Source organism: Lunatibacter salilacus, assembly GCF_009797935.1.
GTDB classification, from domain to species: Bacteria; Bacteroidota; Bacteroidia; order Cytophagales; family Cyclobacteriaceae; genus Lunatibacter; species Lunatibacter salilacus.
Genome location: NZ_VOLC01000014.1, coordinates 1 through 17,024, shown reverse-complemented (window position 1 = coordinate 17,024; position 17,024 = coordinate 1). Strand labels below are relative to the sequence as shown.

The 17,024-nt window shown below is 43.4% G+C and carries 12 protein-coding genes; 6 read left to right on the top strand and 6 right to left on the bottom strand.

Annotated elements, in window-relative coordinates; translation table 11 throughout:
- Positions 1-2: 2 nt before the first annotated feature.
- The 3 genes from FQ608_RS17925 to FQ608_RS17915 all read right to left on the bottom strand — a co-directional run bounded on the left by FQ608_RS17925 (position 3) and on the right by FQ608_RS17915 (position 5,981).
- A complete protein-coding gene (locus FQ608_RS17925; protein ID WP_234364272.1) occupies positions 3-3,035 on the bottom strand; it encodes a PVC-type heme-binding CxxCH protein in 3,033 nt (1,010 codons plus the stop codon).
- Positions 3,036-4,408: 1,373 nt separating this feature from the next.
- Positions 4,409-5,314, bottom strand: a complete 906-nt coding sequence (locus FQ608_RS17920) for a glutamate--tRNA ligase family protein (protein ID WP_158859864.1) — start codon at positions 5,312-5,314, stop codon at positions 4,409-4,411.
- Entirely contained in the window at positions 5,307-5,981 is a 675-nt protein-coding gene (locus FQ608_RS17915) for a spheroidene monooxygenase (RefSeq protein ID WP_158859863.1), read from the bottom strand. The genes FQ608_RS17920 and FQ608_RS17915 overlap by 8 nt, the downstream gene beginning before the upstream one ends.
- Positions 5,982-6,529: 548 nt before the next feature.
- Between FQ608_RS17915 and FQ608_RS17910 the strand changes: the two genes are divergently transcribed.
- The 5 genes from FQ608_RS17910 to FQ608_RS17890 all read left to right on the top strand — a co-directional run bounded on the left by FQ608_RS17910 (position 6,530) and on the right by FQ608_RS17890 (position 14,767).
- The gene (locus FQ608_RS17910) at positions 6,530-7,681 is read left to right on the top strand and encodes an MFS transporter (protein WP_158859862.1); all 1,152 of its coding nucleotides are present in this window, start codon (positions 6,530-6,532) and stop codon (positions 7,679-7,681) included.
- Positions 7,682-7,931: 250 nt separating this feature from the next.
- Complete coding sequence (locus tag FQ608_RS17905; RefSeq protein WP_158859861.1) at positions 7,932-8,624, top strand: phosphoadenylyl-sulfate reductase; 693 nt, start codon at positions 7,932-7,934, stop codon at positions 8,622-8,624.
- Positions 8,625-9,163: 539 nt separating this feature from the next.
- Positions 9,164-12,352: a SusC/RagA family TonB-linked outer membrane protein gene (locus FQ608_RS17900; RefSeq protein WP_158859860.1), complete on the top strand. Its 3,189-nt coding sequence runs from the start codon at positions 9,164-9,166 to the stop codon at positions 12,350-12,352.
- A gap of 11 nt (positions 12,353-12,363) precedes the next feature.
- A complete protein-coding gene (locus FQ608_RS17895; protein ID WP_158859859.1) occupies positions 12,364-13,806 on the top strand; it encodes a SusD/RagB family nutrient-binding outer membrane lipoprotein in 1,443 nt (480 codons plus the stop codon).
- A gap of 451 nt (positions 13,807-14,257) precedes the next feature.
- Positions 14,258-14,767, top strand: a complete 510-nt coding sequence (locus tag FQ608_RS17890; protein ID WP_158859858.1) for a PD-(D/E)XK nuclease family transposase — start codon at positions 14,258-14,260, stop codon at positions 14,765-14,767.
- Positions 14,768-14,857: 90 nt separating this feature from the next.
- Here the strand turns inward: FQ608_RS17890 and FQ608_RS17885 are convergent, their stop codons facing one another.
- The 3 genes from FQ608_RS17885 to FQ608_RS17875 all read right to left on the bottom strand — a co-directional run bounded on the left by FQ608_RS17885 (position 14,858) and on the right by FQ608_RS17875 (position 15,576).
- Positions 14,858-15,037 (bottom strand): hypothetical protein, encoded by a 180-nt coding sequence (locus tag FQ608_RS17885; RefSeq protein ID WP_158859857.1) that lies wholly within the window; start codon positions 15,035-15,037, stop codon positions 14,858-14,860.
- 75 nt (positions 15,038-15,112) lie between these two features.
- Entirely contained in the window at positions 15,113-15,292 is a 180-nt protein-coding gene (locus tag FQ608_RS17880) for a hypothetical protein (protein WP_158859856.1), read from the bottom strand.
- 104 nt (positions 15,293-15,396) lie between these two features.
- A complete protein-coding gene (locus FQ608_RS17875; protein ID WP_158859855.1) occupies positions 15,397-15,576 on the bottom strand; it encodes a hypothetical protein in 180 nt (59 codons plus the stop codon).
- 426 nt (positions 15,577-16,002) lie between these two features.
- Between FQ608_RS17875 and FQ608_RS17870 the strand changes: the two genes are divergently transcribed.
- Positions 16,003-17,024, top strand: a 1,022-nt coding sequence (locus tag FQ608_RS17870; RefSeq protein ID WP_158859854.1) for a hypothetical protein, incomplete at its 3' end; no start/stop codon positions are given.

The following is a 17,024-nucleotide window of genomic DNA, read 5'->3' as shown; positions in this document are numbered from 1 at the left end:
ATTTAAGAATTAGTTTTCAAGCTCATCAGGAATTCCACCAAATCAACCAACTCCTGAGTGCTCATGGATCGTTCCAAACCTGCTGGCATCATGGAGTTTTCCATTTGTGTCATGGATTCCACGTCACCGGTTTTTAAGGGTATTGTACTTCCGCCAGGCACTTTGAGTTCTATATCTGTTTCGGTCTGGCTAGATATGATTCCACCTAGCGTACTGCCATCCTTCATTTGAAGCATATACCCTTCATACCCGAAGCTAATGCCGGCATCTGGATGAATGATGGATATATATTGGGCTTCTTTGGATAATTTACTTCCTATCTCAGACAGTTTGGGCCCGAAATCCATGCCCAACTCCCCTGCTTGATGACAGACAGCACAATTAGTCTTATAAACATTTTTACCGTTATCGGTATCACCGGACATAGCCAAAAGCTCATTCATAGGAGGGAGGTTGTTTCCCTCCGTGTCTCCATTATCCAGGTATGAATTTGCTTCCATCCGAATACTTTTTCTCCACGCCCTGCTCACCCCGGTGACGGCAGATGCGACCAGATTCTCAGGAAGCTTCCCTTCCTTTAATAAGGCAATCACCCGGTCTTCGCCACTGTAGCTCCCGCCAATGGAAGCTGCGGCTTCTCTGCGGATAGTTAATGGTGTTTGCTGGTCAAATGTCACACCCTCTAAAATCTCCAATGATTCTTTGGTACCCACGCCGCGCAACGCCATGAGGGTGTTAAGAATAGCTTTTTCATCTTCACTTTTGATTACTTGCGTAATTAATGGTTTTCCATTCTGACGTAATAGCATAGCCGCTGCCGTCCGGCCTAAATTATTGTCGCTTTGATCTATGGCTAGCTGAAGGAGTCTGGGATTTTCCTTTTTCACTTCAAACCGTTGAACCATTTCGAGATATTCTTCCGTACCGTAGGTTTCGTCCAACACAGCCGATAAAGCGTTCTGAGCAGCTACTGATTTGCCAAGATATGCGGGATCGAGGTGTGTAAGAACCAGCCGGTTAATCTCATCCGCATCCTCTTGGCCCTCCTGGCGAATTTGATTATCCTCCAGCATTTCCAAAAGGGCATTGGATTTTTTGGCCTTATCCGGATTAAAATCGAAGGCCCTAAAGTACCTCAACCGGTCATCTAGGGGAACATCTTTGTCCTTGGCCAGACTTGCAAGCTGCGGAACGGCCAGACCCGTTCGTGACCTCCATGTGATATCTTTGTTTGCCTTGTTTTCAGATGCTTTATCTCCGACCTGCTTGAGCCACGCCGCATAATAGGCATCCCATTGCTGATCAGCACCGATTCCAAGTGCCTCCAGATACCAACGATCCTCCCCGTCATGATGGCTAGCCAAGGTAGCCCATAAGGCAGGGGCTTTGGGGGAACTGTGATGTCTCAGTGCAATAGCAGCTTCCCTTCTTACCTGGGGATCTGAGTCGTTTACCAAGTCCGAGAGATAAGGGATCAGGTCCAAATCTACTTGCCTGGCGGCACGTATACCTGCGATTCGTAGATTGGGGTTTTCGTGGGCGATGGCCTGATCGATGTATTTCTTCTCTATTCCTTCAATTTTAGCCAAAACCCAAAAAGCCCGGGCTTGAATTCTAGGATTGGAGTGTGTTTCGAATAGTGTTTTCAGACCCGTCTCCGCGGCAGTCCCGGCGGAGTGAAGCTTCTGCCAAGCGTGATACCTGACGGAGAGGTTGGGATTTTCTAGTGCTTTAAGGGCTCCTTCTACACTTGTTAAGTCTAATTTGGGTATGGTATACGATGCGTTTGAGGGAGCAACACGGAATATTCTCCCCCGATTAAGATCGCCCACCTGATGCCCCCCAACTCCCGGGTCATACCAGTCCGCTACCATTAGCGAACCGTCGGGAGCAACGCCTACATCCGAGGGCCGAAACCACTGGTCTTTGTCACCTTCCATAATATTTACAATAGAGGCGGTATAGCCAGCTCCGGAATTTTCTACCGGATAGGCCCGAACCACATTGGGACCGGCATCTGTATGGATCATTTGGTTTTGGAATACTTCGGGCAACAGATCCCCTTCATAAACGACCATTCCGGTGGGCGAACCCGCTCCGGTCTGAAGTAGGTTAGGGACTACGCCGGGGTCATTCAAATGCCAGTGCTGTAGCGGTATTTCCTTTTCTTTATTTGTTCGGTTGACTCGCCAACCTGCTCCTGTCATCTCATCTTTATACCCATAGTTGCCATATTCCATTACGAAATTAATTCGGACCCCCTTGTTGCCGTCATCATCGTTATCCGACTGCCACATGGTTCCGTAGGAGTCCACAGCTACTTCGTAGTTGTTGCGGAAGTTTTGTCCCAAAACTTCAAATTCTGTAAAATCAGGATTGCATCGGAAAACCAACCCTTCTTTGTAGCTGTCTTTGTTTACGGGATTTCCATCTTTATCTATTACCACGTTTCCCTTCCCATCAAGAATTTGACCTCCTGAATTCCCAAAATTGAAATAATATTTTCCGTCTGGGCCAAAAATAAACGCATGCATACCGTGGTCGTGTTGATCACCATCTATGCCTTGAAAAATCACTTCTTTTTTATCTGCCACATCGTCTCCATCGGTATCTGTAAGCAGCCATACATAGGGACTTTGGGATACAATGGCCTGGTTTCCCATCACCCATATTCCCAAGGGGGCATTTAGTTCCGGATCTTGGTAAAACACAGTGCTTTTGTCGGCTTTACCATCGCCGTTGGTGTCTTCTAGAATTACGATCCGATCACCTTCTTCTTTGGTGGGGTTTCCAGTAATGGCAGGCCTGTAGTTGTAGGCCTCGCAGACCCACACCCGTCCGCGGTGGTCAATGTCAATATTTGTGGGATTAGTAATCATTGGTTCGGAAGCGAATAAAGTTGCTTCCAAGTCCTCATGTACCTTTATTCCCACCAAAGCGTTTTCAGGAAGTCTTTTTTCGTCCTCAGAAAGTTCATCAAAAGGATGGACTTCATTGTCGGCATCTTTATGTTGAGCCGGCTGGCAAGCGTACATAAGGCCTATTCCCACAATGAAAATAAAACCCCATTTGTTGATTAGAGTTGATGGCATATTATTTTAGGTTTATTCTTTTTTATTCTAATTTTTTATTAAACGTAAAAATAACATATTATTCGAAAAAAGAGAGAAAAAATTGGAATACGAATACAATCCGGTAAATCCCAAAAAATCGGGACCTTTTTTCCCGCGGATTTCGCAGATGTACGCAGAAAAACATTTGCCAGGAGATATTTTTCAAATGGGAACTACTGGGTAAAAAAGTAACCGCAAAGTACGCGCAGAGTCCTCAAAGTTTGTGTTAAAAAACTATGTGGACTATAGTGGTTAAAAAGGAAACACGAGTCCGCCAAATCCTGAAAACAGGGGACAAGTTCTGCGGAGACTTTTTTCCCGCGGATTGCGCAGATGTACGCAGAAAAACATCTGCCAGGAAATATTTTTCAAATGGGAACTACTGGGTAAAAAAGTAACCGCAAAGTTTGCGCAGAGTCCTCAAAGTTTGTGTTAAAAAACTATGTGGAATATAGTGGTTAAAAAAGAAACACGAGTCCGCCAAATCCTGAAAACAGGGGACAAGTTCTGCGGAGACTTTTTTCCCGCGGATTTCGCAGATGTACGCAGAAAAACATCTGCCAGGAAATATTTTTCAAATGGGAACTACAGGGGTTAAAAAGTAACCGCAAAGTACGCGCAGAGTCCTCAAAGTTTGTGTTAAAAAACTATGTGGACTATAGTGGTTAAAAAGGAAACACGAGTCCGCCAAATCCTGAAAACAGGGGACAAGTTCTGCGGAGACTTTTTTCCCGCGGATTTCGCAGATGTACGCAGAAAAACATCTGCCAGGAAATATTTTTCAAATGGGAACTACAGGGGTTAAAAAGTAACCGCAAAGTACGCGCAGAGTCCTCAAAGTTTGTGTTAAAAAACTATGTGGACTATAGTTGTTAAAAAAGAAACACGAGTCCGCCAATTTCTGAAAACTCGGGACAAGTTCTGCGGAGAATTTTTTCCCGCGGATTGCGCAGATGTACGCAGAGGATTTTAATGATTTCTTGAAACGAATTATTGTACGTTGAAAGTTTTTATAATTAGTCTTTTCACACAGCCTCGGCAGGTATAAGGCGGATTTTTTGTGAAATAAAGGTAAAGTTAATAAAACTAATCTGCGGAAATCAGCGCAATCTGCGGGAAATACTATTTGGAGGTCAATAGAACACGGATAAATCGGATGAAGCGGATTTTTTTGTGGAAATCGAATTCGACGTCGGTCAAAACCATCTGTGGAAATCAGCGCAATCTGCGGGACATACTTTTTGGAGGTTAATAGAATACGGATGTTGCGGATTTTGGCGAAAATCTAATTTATGCTATTGTTGGGAAGCATCCCTGTTATATAGCTCGATGAACTGATCATGGCTAGTAGCCAAAGTGGGTAAATTTAAAAATTTGCTTATTTCACGGTAGATATCCGCTTTTTTTGCGCCGTTTTTTCTTAGGAACTGTATGGAGGTACTGCCACTTGACTTGGCCATTTTGTGTTCACCGTCTTTCATAAGTTGGTGATGGAAAAAGACCGCGGATTGAAATGGCTGACAGTCCGGCAAGTTGGAAGCAAGGTCGATTTGAGCCAGGGTAGAGTCCCATAAGTCAACTCCTCTCACGATAAGGTCTATCCCGAAATGAACATCATCTACTACAGAACTGAGCTGATATGCCGGATATCCGTCTTTTTTCCTTACTACATAATCTTTCATCCCTACCGGAAAATCACTGTTTACCAGTTGGTCGGGATAAATTATTATGGGTACTGATTTTTCGCGGCTTGTACCGTACCTCCAGCAGCATCCCTTTCTGCTCAGAGGTATGTGCAGTCGCTTACAGAAACCTGGGTATCCCTTGGATTTACCCGACTCAACTATTTTTTTTCTACTGCAAACGCAGGCAAAGCAGGCGTTTTTTTCGGCAAGCTCTTTTAATGCATTTTCATAAAGGTCCATTCGCTGCACTTGGGAGAAGTTGCTTTTAAAGTCAGCGGTGTCTTTAGGCCCTTCGTCCCAAGGTATTTCAAGAAAATGAAGGGTTTCAAAGATATCGTCAATAAAAGCATCCTTAACGCGGGATCTGTCCAAGTCATCAATTCGAAGCAATATTTTTGCCTGATGCCTCCGAGCCAACGCCGAAGTAATTAGAAAAGAAAGGATATTTCCAAGGTGAAGGTATCCACTCGGGGTGGGGGCAAGTCTGGTTTTCGTGAAAGTCGGGAGATTATTCATGGAAAAGAGAAGGGTCAAGCGGGACGAAGCGGGCGAATAACTCTTCTTTGTACCAACCCTCTTTTTTGACCAAAGAGATTATTTTTTTATGTTCTTCCGTGTAGGCATAGGCTTGCATGGCTTCCAGCGACTCCCAAAAACTAAAGGTAGCCTGTTCAATTCCCGGCCATTCTCCGATGCCCTTTGTGAAAATTAGTCCGCGTGCGTTTTCGGCTGATCTACTTGCTTTTGACACATTTCGTAAAAACCGCAAAACCTTAATCCACCTTACCCGCGCCCGGGTAATCACCATAACCGGCCCCCCTGAGTGCGTGTGGTTAACCGTGAAGGGGTTTTTTCCCGCCCATGTACCGTGACTTTGAATGCATCCCATCCAATAGGTGAAGTTGGACTTGCATTGGGTATTGAATCTGAGATAGGCATCGGAAAGGGTGTACTGTTTTGCGGCCAGCTTGTCCTTCCATACAATAAGGAGCGCATAGGTTCGAAAGTCCGGCTTAAGAGAAAAACCAAAGCCACTACCCGTTCCAAGCAGCTTAAAAAAAGAAATTCCCACAGATTTTTGCAGTGGCTCTATAGCAAGTTTCATTTGGTTGAAGGCCCACCGCCTTTTATCCTTTCCGTACTCAAAAAAGGTAATGGAACAAATGGTGTTTTCTGAATTCATTGACTAGAATGGCGACATGTATCTGATTTGGACAATTACTTTTGCAAATATAAGTCCTAGTCAAAGACTTTTTTGATAACGACGTAAATAATGCAAATGGCCATTCCTATAGTGGCACCGGCGATCACAAATTCCATTTCTGATATTGATTTAGTTTAAAGCTCTATGATTCAATTTATTGTACCGGATTTAATCGTAACTAATTCCGTAGAACTGTCCTATTGCATGTGAAGAAAAACCTTCCAGGTTTCACCCGTTTAATTTGACTACCTACCTGATTACCAACAAAACCTGGCAGACTCCGGATTTAATAACCCAAAAACCCATCAACCCAATAACCCATCAACCCAATAACCCAATAACCCATTAACCCAATAACCCAATAACCCAATAACCTACTAACCCAATAACCTACTAACCCAATAACCCATTAATAGTTTAAATCAACGCTATCAGCGATAACAATTCAATAAAGAACTATTATGTTGTTTTTTATAAGATATGACTGGAATCGGGCTTAACTTGCGCCTAAATTACAGGTAATCGATATGAATGTTTTGAAAAGAAGAAGATTGGCAGTCGGTGCCTTCTTTTTTTTGACGGGGTTATGTTTTTCGTCATGGGCTTCCCGGATCCCGGATTTCCAGCGCATGTTTAGTCTTAGCGAAGGTCAGTTGGGAACATTGCTGCTAGGCATGCCCGCAGGCTCTTTGATTGCCCTTCCGTTGGCGGCATGGGCGGTGTATAGGTATGGCAGTCGGTATGTTGTGTTGGCCGGCATGAGTCTATATATAATAAGCTTGGTGTCTTTGGGTTTTGCAACAACAAGCTTTCAGTTGGCGCTGTTGGTTATAGTCGTGGGCGTGTTGGGCAATGTCATGAATATTTCGCTGAATACGCAGGCGCTATCCATTGAAAAAGATTATGGAAGAAGTATTCTCAGCTCATTTCACGGTTCGTGGAGTTTGGCCGGGTTTGTTGGAGCTGGGATAGGTGCGGGGATGGTTTTTTTAGATTTAAGTCCCCTGATCCACTATCTCTTTATATTGGTAATTGGGGGAGGTATAATCCTGTGGTCCCAACGGTTTATCATTTCAGAAGTCTCGGGAAAGGAAAGTTCCGGAGGCGGGTTTGTTTTTAAAAAGCCCGATGCCCTTATTATGCGTATAGGTTTGGTGGGTTTTTGCGGGATGATGTGCGAAGGGTGCATGTTTGATTGGTCGGGAGTGTATATGGCCAAGGCGGTGAACGCTCCTACGGCATTGGTTCCTTTAGGCTTTTTCGCATTTATGGGGGCTATGGCCCTCGGTCGTTTTTTGGCAGATAAGGTCGCAAACAGGTACGGGAAAATCTGGGTATTGAGGATGAGTGGAATATTGATTTTTTCAGGCTTATGTTTGGCTGTCCTCGTTCCGAATTTGATAGTTGTATTGGTGGGGTTTGCATTGGTGGGTTTGGGTACAGCTTCAGTTGTCCCCTTGTCCTACAGCATAGTTGGCAGATCCCAGACATATCCTCCCGGAATTGCTATAGCCATGGTGTCCTCCATTTCATTCTTTGGGTTTTTATTAGGCCCGCCTCTAATCGGATTTATTGCAGAAATATTTAATTTGAAAACATCATTTGCCCTTATCTCAATTATGGGACTGGCTATTGCGGTTCTGGTAAGTGTGCGGCAAAAAGTATTTGTAACCGCCTGATTCGTTTTTTCCCGCAACTTTGAGAGAGTTATTTTACACCGGGAAAAGGTAATTCTTTTTTATAAAATCAATTTCTTGTAAAAAATTTTAAAAAACTCCGGGGTTTTTTTGGTTAAGTAGATTAAACCTATCATTTTTGTAGGAAGTATAGACTAAGAAATAAAAGCCACTGCGCATTTCTAATTGTTAGCACCTATTTCTTTTATGCACCAATTCCCCGTTTGGTTTCCAAACTAAATTAGCATTACTTATGAATGACACCATCCTTTCGAAGAGAACCTTTTCATCCGAAGAGATTAAAGAACTAAATAAAAAATATCACCTGTTGTCCGTGGAGGATAGGGTAGCTCAACTTTACGAGGATTTCAACGAAAACGAAGTCATGTTGACCAGTTCCTTTGCGGCTACTTCTGCCTTGTTGTTGAGTATATTCGCATCCACCAATGCAAGGCAGAAAATATATTTTATAGATACAGGGTATCATTTTGACGAAACGATTGAGTACAAAGCCAAATTGACCGAATTGTATGGCTTGGACGTGGTATCTGTGGGAGCTTCGGATGAAGACCATGCGTTCACCACCGCTAATAAGACGTGGCAATCAGATCCGGAACTTTGCTGCTCTATCAATAAAGTCAAGCCGCTAGAACTAATTAAAAAGAAATTTTCCGTGTGGGTAAGTGGATTGATGTGGTGGCAAAGCGACCACCGGGCATCGTTGGATATTTTTGAGGAGCGGGGAGGGATACTCAAGTTCTATCCCTTATTGGATGTCAGTCCCGAGCAGCGTGATGAATATATTAAAGAACACAACTACCCCTTTCATCCTTTAATAGCCAAAGGTTACCATTCTATTGGCTGCAAGCATTGTACGGTCCCAGGTGATGACCGCAGCGGCAGATGGAACAACAGTCCCAAGACAGAATGCGGGCTCCATCTTTGAGAGGAATCAAACCATGAATGATTTAATTAAATGTAGCGGTTGTATATCGCTACATTTTTTTTTGCCAGTCGTCGAAACTGATTGTTGCAAAATATCTTTATTTTTCTAAAATCCAACAATTATCGAATTTAATAAATTCTGACATTTAAGTCGTTCGCGATATATTATTTTTTCTCATATTCCTTAGTTCCTGGACATAATACACAAATATCCGTTACCGAACAAAATGACTAAGTGACCGAATTATTATTGATAGTAAATTTGTATCTTTGCGATTTGGTAAACCTTAAATTTTGATTATTTATAATAATTCAATTTTTTGTATGCTTTTTTTTATTAAAATCTAACATTTAAATTGTTATATTTTTTCTGTCAATTTTAACTATGTGCGTCAAAATTCAGTGTTATTTTTAAAACATAAAACACAGAAAATCAGTTAAATGATCAAAAGGACATTAAGGTTCAGTTATTTTTTTTTGACCTAATAATCAATTAAATCAAACAATAGTTAAATTGTGTTAAAATCAAATTAAAACAATATGAAGAAAAATTTACTGTTTACATTGTTCTTCGGTCTTTTACTGCAATTTTCTTTTGCACAGACCGCAGAGGTAAGAGGAACTGTCATCTCTTCGGAAGGTTCAGATCCTATTCCGGGAGTTAGTATCCTAGTGAAAGGTACCACCATCGGCACAGTGTCCGATTTGGATGGGAATTACCTGATAAATGTGCCAGCGGGCAACAACATCCTTTCGTTTTCCTTTATTGGCCTAGCCAGTCAGGAAATAGAGATCGGGGGCAGGTCCGTGATAAATGTGACGATGGATCCCGATATCAGGTCCCTTAATGAAGTCGTGGTTACCGCATTGGGTGTTTCCAGAGACGAAGGATCTTTGGGATATTCGATTCAAAGCATTGACGGGGATAAACTCTCCTCGGTTAGAGAATCAAATATCGTCGGTTCCCTGGCAGGTAAAGTGGCAGGTGTTCAGGTTATCGGTTCTTCCGGTGCTGCTTTGGGAGGTACTCAGAACATCCGTTTGAGAGGTGTGAACCAACTGGGCGGTGGATCCCCGCTTTTCGTGGTTGACGGAACGCCAATTTCCAATCAAAGTTTTTCTCCGGATAACGATCTGCCTGGTAGAGATTATGGTAACTTGGCTGCGGATATCAATCCGGACGATATCGAGTCTATTTCAGTTTTGAAAGGACCTTCGGCTGCGGCGTTGTATGGTAATAGAGCTGCGAATGGAGTAATTATTATTACCACCAAAAAGGGAAGTTCAAGACAAGGGATTGGGGTTGAAATTAACCACAGTACAACTTTTGACAAAGTATATGTATTGCCAAACTACCAAAACGAATATGCAGGTGGTTATAGCCAGACTTTAGGTACCTTTACTTTTAATCCAAACACGCATCCTGCGTCTTGGCAGGCTTTCAACGGTCAGCAGGTGATGAATTATTCTGCTGATGAAAGCTGGGGTCCTAGAATGGAGGGGCAACTGGTTAGACATTGGGATAGCTGGTATCCAGGAGAAAATTTCGGGGAATTGAGGCCTTTGCTTCCTAATCCAAATAACGTGAGGGATTTCTTCGATACCGGAGTAACCTTAAACAACGGAGTGGCCCTTTCCGGCGGAACTGAAGAAAATCAATTCAGATTATCACTTAATAACATCAATCAGACAGGTGTGATGCCTGGTTCTGAATTGAGAAGGGACAACGTTTCATTTAACGGAAGTACCAAACTTACCGATAAATTAACTGCTTCACTTAACTTCAATTTCACCAGCACGAAAGGACAAGGTAGACCCGCGTCCGGGTACACCGGAAGAAACCCTGCAAATTCATTTAACCAGTGGTTTCAGCGACAGGTGGACATGGAAACGTTGAGGGACTATAGAAACGCCGACGGAACCTTTAAAACATGGAATATCCGATCTCCATTGGATCTTAGAGGATTGTATTGGGACAGCCCATTTTATGAGGCAATAGAGAATGCCCCCCGGGATCAGCGAGATAGGGTATATGGTAATTTCAATCTTTCTTATCAGTTCAACGATAACTTCAGAGTAACAGGTTTTGCAAGAACTGATTTTTTCAGCCAAAAAATCGAGGAGCGAATAGCCTCAGGAGGATTGGAATTGGATGAGTTCTTTGTAAGCAACGCTATTGGAAGAGAGGACAACTATGAAGTTTTAGCCCAATACAATAAAAACTTCGGTGATCTATCAGTAGTAATTAACGGCGGTGGTAACATAAGAAGGAATTTCTTTGACAGGTTGGAGCAAAGAACACAGGGTGGACTGTCCGTTCCTGATTTTTACAACATTGAAGCGTCTATTGACAGGCCGGATGTAACCAACTTCAAATCTTTGAAAAATGTAAGAAGCTTGTACGGAAGTGCTTCATTTGGATATCAAAGCACCATTTTCTTGGATTTGACGTTGAGAAATGATTGGTCCTCCTCCCTACCAAAAGATAACAATAGTTATTTGTACCCTTCTATCTCAACCAGTTTCGTGTTTACTGAACTTATGCAGAACACCAATTTGCTGAATTTCGGTAAATTTAGACTCAGCTACGCTCAGGTAGGTTCAGATATTGACCCTTATGATATTGCAAGGGTATATACTGTGGGACTACCTTACGGCTCGATGCCCAACCTTGGAGTTCCCAATACTTTCCCCAATCCTGAATTGAGGCCGGCACTTTCCTCTTCCTATGAAGCAGGTGTTGATTTGAGGTTCTTACAGGGTCGTCTACGGGTGGACGCAACAGTCTATCGAAATGACAATATTGATCAAATCATTAATTTGACAGTTCCTGGATCCAGTGGTTACACAGCGGCAACAGTCAATGCGGGTAATATCCGAAGCGAAGGTGTCGAGTTGATGATTACCGGAACGCCCATCGAGCGGCCAAATTTCTCTTGGGATATGAGTTTTAACATTGCCAGAAATAGAAACAAGGTCGTAGAGCTTGCAGAAGGATTAGACAACAGGCAGTTGCAGTCCGCCTATTGGGGTATGACGGTAAATGCTAAAGTGGGTGAGCCTTGGGGAACGTTGCGAGGAAATGGTTTTACCTACGACGATGCTACCGGCCTACCCGTTATTCGTGAGAATGGTAGTTTTGTAAGAAACGACAATATTGAACTGGGAACAATTTTACCGGACGCTACCGGCGGGTTCCGAAATACGTTTACTTACAAAAACTTTGATCTGACTGCATTCCTTGAATTCCAGTTGGGGGGACAGTTCTATTCTGTTACCAAAATGTTTGGTCCTTATTCTGGATTGACTGAGGAGACTGTAGGTCTAAATGACAAAGGTATTCCAATCAGAAATCCAGTAGAAGATGGAGGTGGAGTCAGAATAGACGGGGTTACCGAAACTGGTGAAAGACTGACGGTCTACAGAGATCCTTCAGCCCACTACAAGGGTCTGTTCCAATTCCACGAAAACTGGATTTATGACGCAACCTTCTTCAAGCTGCGTGAATTGAGATTAGGATATACTTTGCCGTCAAGTTTAATTGGAAATCTACCTATTCAGTCTGCGAACTTTGCGGTAATGGCCAGAAACCTTTGGTTGATTCACACAAACGTTGTCGGATTGGATCCTTCAGAGTTTGGTTCCGGTGCCAATGGCTTCGCTTATTTCGAATCAGGTCAGTTACCTGGTGTTCGGTCTATTGGTTTTAATCTCCGTGTAGTACTTTAATCGAATTAGAAATGAAAAAATCAATATATAATTTTGCCTTGACCCTGTTTGTGGGAACAGCATTATTGACTAGCTGTGGGGAATTTGGGGACATGAACGTGGATCCAAACAGACCATCGAGTCCCTTGACTTCAAGTTTGCTGACAAGTGCGCAACGTGGCCTTACCGCTCCGGCGGCCAACTCCATTGTTGGCGATGCCACCACGGTATTGTATGTGCAGCATATTTCAGAGAAACAATACACGGAAGCGTCCAGATATCAGACCAATTTCTTCGATTTCAACCCGATGTATTCCGGTCCCTTGTTTGACCTTCAGACAATTATTGACCTGAACTCCGACCCGGAGACAAGTGGAGACGTGCTTGCTGCCGGAAGCAATGCAAACCAAATTGCGGTAGCAAGAATTCTAAGGGCGTTTTATTTCTCTGTAATCACAGACCGATGGGGAGAGATCCCCTATTCAAGTGCGCTTTTAGGAAATGCTAATTTCTCACCCAATTACGATACCCAGCGGGATATCTACCTCGATTTGATAAACGAATTGAAAGAGGCAGTGGCCCAGATGGACGGGGGACCTGTGGTTCAGGGGGATTTTCTGATGGAAGGTGACATGGAACGATGGGCACAGTTTGCCAACTCGTTACGGCTTACTTTGGCTTTGAGAATGAGTGAAGTAGAGCCTCAAGTTGCGCAAACCGAATTTGCAGCAGCTTATCAGGCGGGTATTTTGGAAGCTGATCTCCTATACCCTTATTTACCTGAGACAAACAATCAAAACCCCTGGTATGCCCGTTTTATTACCCGCGTGGATTATGTAGCCAGCAATACAATGGTTGATTTTATGGAGCCCTTGAATGATCCTAGACTGGGAGTATATTCTGACCCAGCTGCCGAAACCGGAACGATCGTGGGTATGCCATACGGAATCAGTAATGCCGTAGCCGGTGAAATCACAAATGATGAGGTTTCTTATCTGGGGACTGCCACAAGAGAACAAAGTTCCGAACTTCCGATTATGACTGTTGCGCAGCTGATGTTCTCCCTGGCAGAAGGTGCTCAGAGAGATTGGATATCGGGTGATGCCGCTGATTTTTACAATCAGGGTATTGAAGCTTCGTTCCGTCAGTGGGGCGTGTTTGACCAAGCTTCATACGATGCGTATATTGCGCAACCGGAAGTAGCCTACAATCCTGCGGCTGCTATGGAAACAATTCATCAGCAGAAATGGGCGGCCCTATTCCTTCAAGGTACTGAATCATGGTCCGAATGGAGAAGAACGGGTTTCCCGGTATTGGCTCCTGCGGTTGATGCGGTAAATGAGAGCCGTCAAATCCCTAGAAGACACGGGTATCCGGTGACGGAAAGAGACCTTAACTCCACTAACTACAACGCGGCTGTGGCACGACAAGGTGCCGACAACTTGGATACAAAGGTTTGGTGGGATGCGGATTAATGTTTAAATCTGATCATAATAGAAAGAGCCGGGATCGAAAGATTCCGGCTTTTTTGTTGAAATGGTGATGGGTGAATTGTGAATTATGGATTTCGGATTACGAAATATGAATTTATTATAGACCAAACGGGGTGGATAATAGTAGCCTTCGGAGCCCCTTGAATTGGAGCCAATGGAACGCTGAACTTGTCCCGGTTTTTCGGGATTGGTGCGGATTTTTTTTGGTTATGATACCTTGTGTCGTTCTTATTCCCTAAGTTGAAACCCCAATCGGCCATCCCTACGGGATTTTTGATTGTTGTTTTTATTCCTAATAGTAAATTTATATATTGTATCGTTGACAAATTTTGTCTTCTTCCAGGGCAAAATATCCAAGTAATCTCTATTCGCATACAATTGGAAATTTTTTGAATTAACCATTAATCCTTAACCATTAAATATTATCTCTGTATTGGATTTCAGTCTTGCGGACGAACCCGGGGATGGCAGCTTTCTTCACCGGGTGGGATTGGTTGACAGGTTGACGGGAAGGGTGTTCAGCAACAAGCTTCAGTTCGTCTATTTGGAAGTTCCAAAATTCGTGAAGAAACAGGAGGATTTGGAAACCAAATTCGACAAATGGATGTATGTGTTGAAGAACCTTGAGTTTCTGGAGCGGTTACCGGAGGTGATACAGGAAAAAATATTTGCGAAAGTCATGGATATAGCGGAATTGGTAAATATGGACAACAAGGAACGGAAGGACTATGAGGAAAGCCTTAAAAACTACCGGGACCTGAAGAATGCGTTGGACTCCAGCGAGGAGAAAGGTTTTGAGATGGGGAAACAAGTTGGTGTTGAGGAAACGAAACGCTTGGATGTCATTAATTTTTATAAAGAAGGAGCGTCGCTTGAAATGATTTCTCGTGCAATGCGTATGGATATTGAAAAGGTGAAGGGAATTTTGAAGGATGTCATTTGATTTTTGGGATTTATGAAAGAATTACGAATTGAGAATTACGAGCCAAGTCATAATGAGTTACTGGTTACTGGGTTATTGAGTCATTACTAATCAGTAATCCCAGCCCCAACGGGGCATAATCAGTAGCCTGGGGTGTAGCAAAGCGGAGCCCCAGGATAAGAAGGAACATCTCGGATGTGTTTTGGCAGCGGGGATGGTTGTGGTGCCATTCCTTTCCCGCCAAAACCAGGGTATGTTTGGTTCTGCCTTTTCTTTTTCGGGATAGGTCATAGGTAATTAGGTTGATTGGTTATTAAGTTATTGGTTATTGAGTTACTGGTTACTGGGTTATTGAGTCATTACTAGTCAGTAATACCAGCCCCAACGGGGAATAATCAGTAGCCTGGGGTGTAGCGTAGCGAAGCCCCAGGTAAAAAAGGAACGTCTCGGTTGTGTTTTGGCCGCAGGGATGGTTGTGGTGCCATTCCTTTCCCGCCAAAACCAGGGTATGTTTGGTTCTGCCTTTTCTTTTTCGGGATAGGTCATAGGTAATTAGGTTGATTGGTTATTAAGTTATTGGTTATTGAGTTACTGGTTACTGGGTTATTGAGTCATTTCTAATCAGTAATCCCAGCCCCAACGGGGTATAATCAGTAGCCTGGGGTGTAGCGAAGCGGAGCCCCAGGATAAGAAGGAACATCTCGGTTGCGTTTTGGCAGCGGTGATGGTTGAGGAAGCCTGCCTTTCCCGCCAAAACCCGGTTTTGGATGATTCTGCCACCGTTTTACCTCCCTAAATCCCACCTCTAGGGGGACTTTAGATGCCGTCATATAGGGGGACTTTAGATGCCGTCATAAGAGATAATTAGTTTCTGACGACGAATTTTACTCCCTCCCCTGGAATTGCAAATTCCTTTTGATCTGTACGTCGCAATTGCAAATTACGACGAGCGGGTTCTTTTTAAGTTCCTTTCGGTACCTTCGCGCAAGCAAATAGTGCGGATTTTTTATAAATCCTTCTGAGGAGGCCGGAATATTCATATAATTAAAAATGCATTTTAAATACATATAACGCAATGTTATATTTTGATATACAGTATTTTAATTTTTATTTTGACATAAAATCAAACATTAATTTTTTGTTGCCTATTTTCTTATTAGTTTTATGCTACATTTTATAAGGCATGCTTTTCTATTAATAATTATATTTTACCATCTTAAATTTCTTTTCAATCATTATGCGTAAATTTTAAACTAATGAATTATAACAAAAAAGCAAACCGGCTTAAAAGCCTTCTAAGGATTTCTTTTTTATCCTTTCTGGTATTGACCTTTGTGCGTTGCGGCACGCAGCAGCTTGAGTACATCCAGCCCTACCAGTTTGTCAACGAGGAGTTTGACGGTATAGGGGAATTGCCAGCGGTGCCCGATGAGGATCCGGTAATCGAGGAACCGGAGTATCCTGAAATTGTAGACTCACCCCAGGCAGCCGTTCTCCTGGATGATCTGACAGCCGCTGAGAGCGAAGCGGATGTGGATGCTTTTAGTGTCAACCTCTTGGAACAAATTTCAGAATTTGTCGAGGAGCTGCCTGAAGGTGCCTCGGAAGAATTAAAGGAACTAGCGGAAGCGCTTACGGAAGCGGATATCATGGCGATGTTTGAGGAAGGTGCGGAACTTGACCCCGCCCTGTTGGAGCTGGTACAGGCCGCCCTGGGCAGCAGCGATATCGGATTTTTATTTCCTACCATTATTATCCCTCCAGGACTGATAGAGGAAGATCCGGAAGGCAGAAAGGACTTCAGCACTGCTTTGGAGAAAAGCCTAATGTTGGAGAACCTTCGTACTGCCACGCTAGTCGGTCCCTGTGCGGATGAGGCAAGGGCTGCTTTCAACCGGGCTGTTGACCGCCTTGAAGCGTCCCGCACCGCCCAGCTTGCAACTACCGAAACAAATTATCAAAACAGGTTGACCGCTGCGCAGCAGCGGCTAATAACGAGAAACGCGACGGCGTATTCACTTTACCAACAACGGTTACAATATGCCATCCTATATGGAAACAGATTACTAGCCGTTGCCAACAGTATAGCAAGGTTCAATCCCGCATGGGCGAATTCTTTTCGTTGGTATGCATTATTGTACTTAACTCACTTAAGGTATCTATATGGTCAAAATTACACGCTTTGGTTACGCGCTAATCAAAATGCCTTTATGCAGGAGACTGCCAATGCGCTGTTGCAACGCAACTTGATAAACTCCATCATTGAGGCCAACTTCAA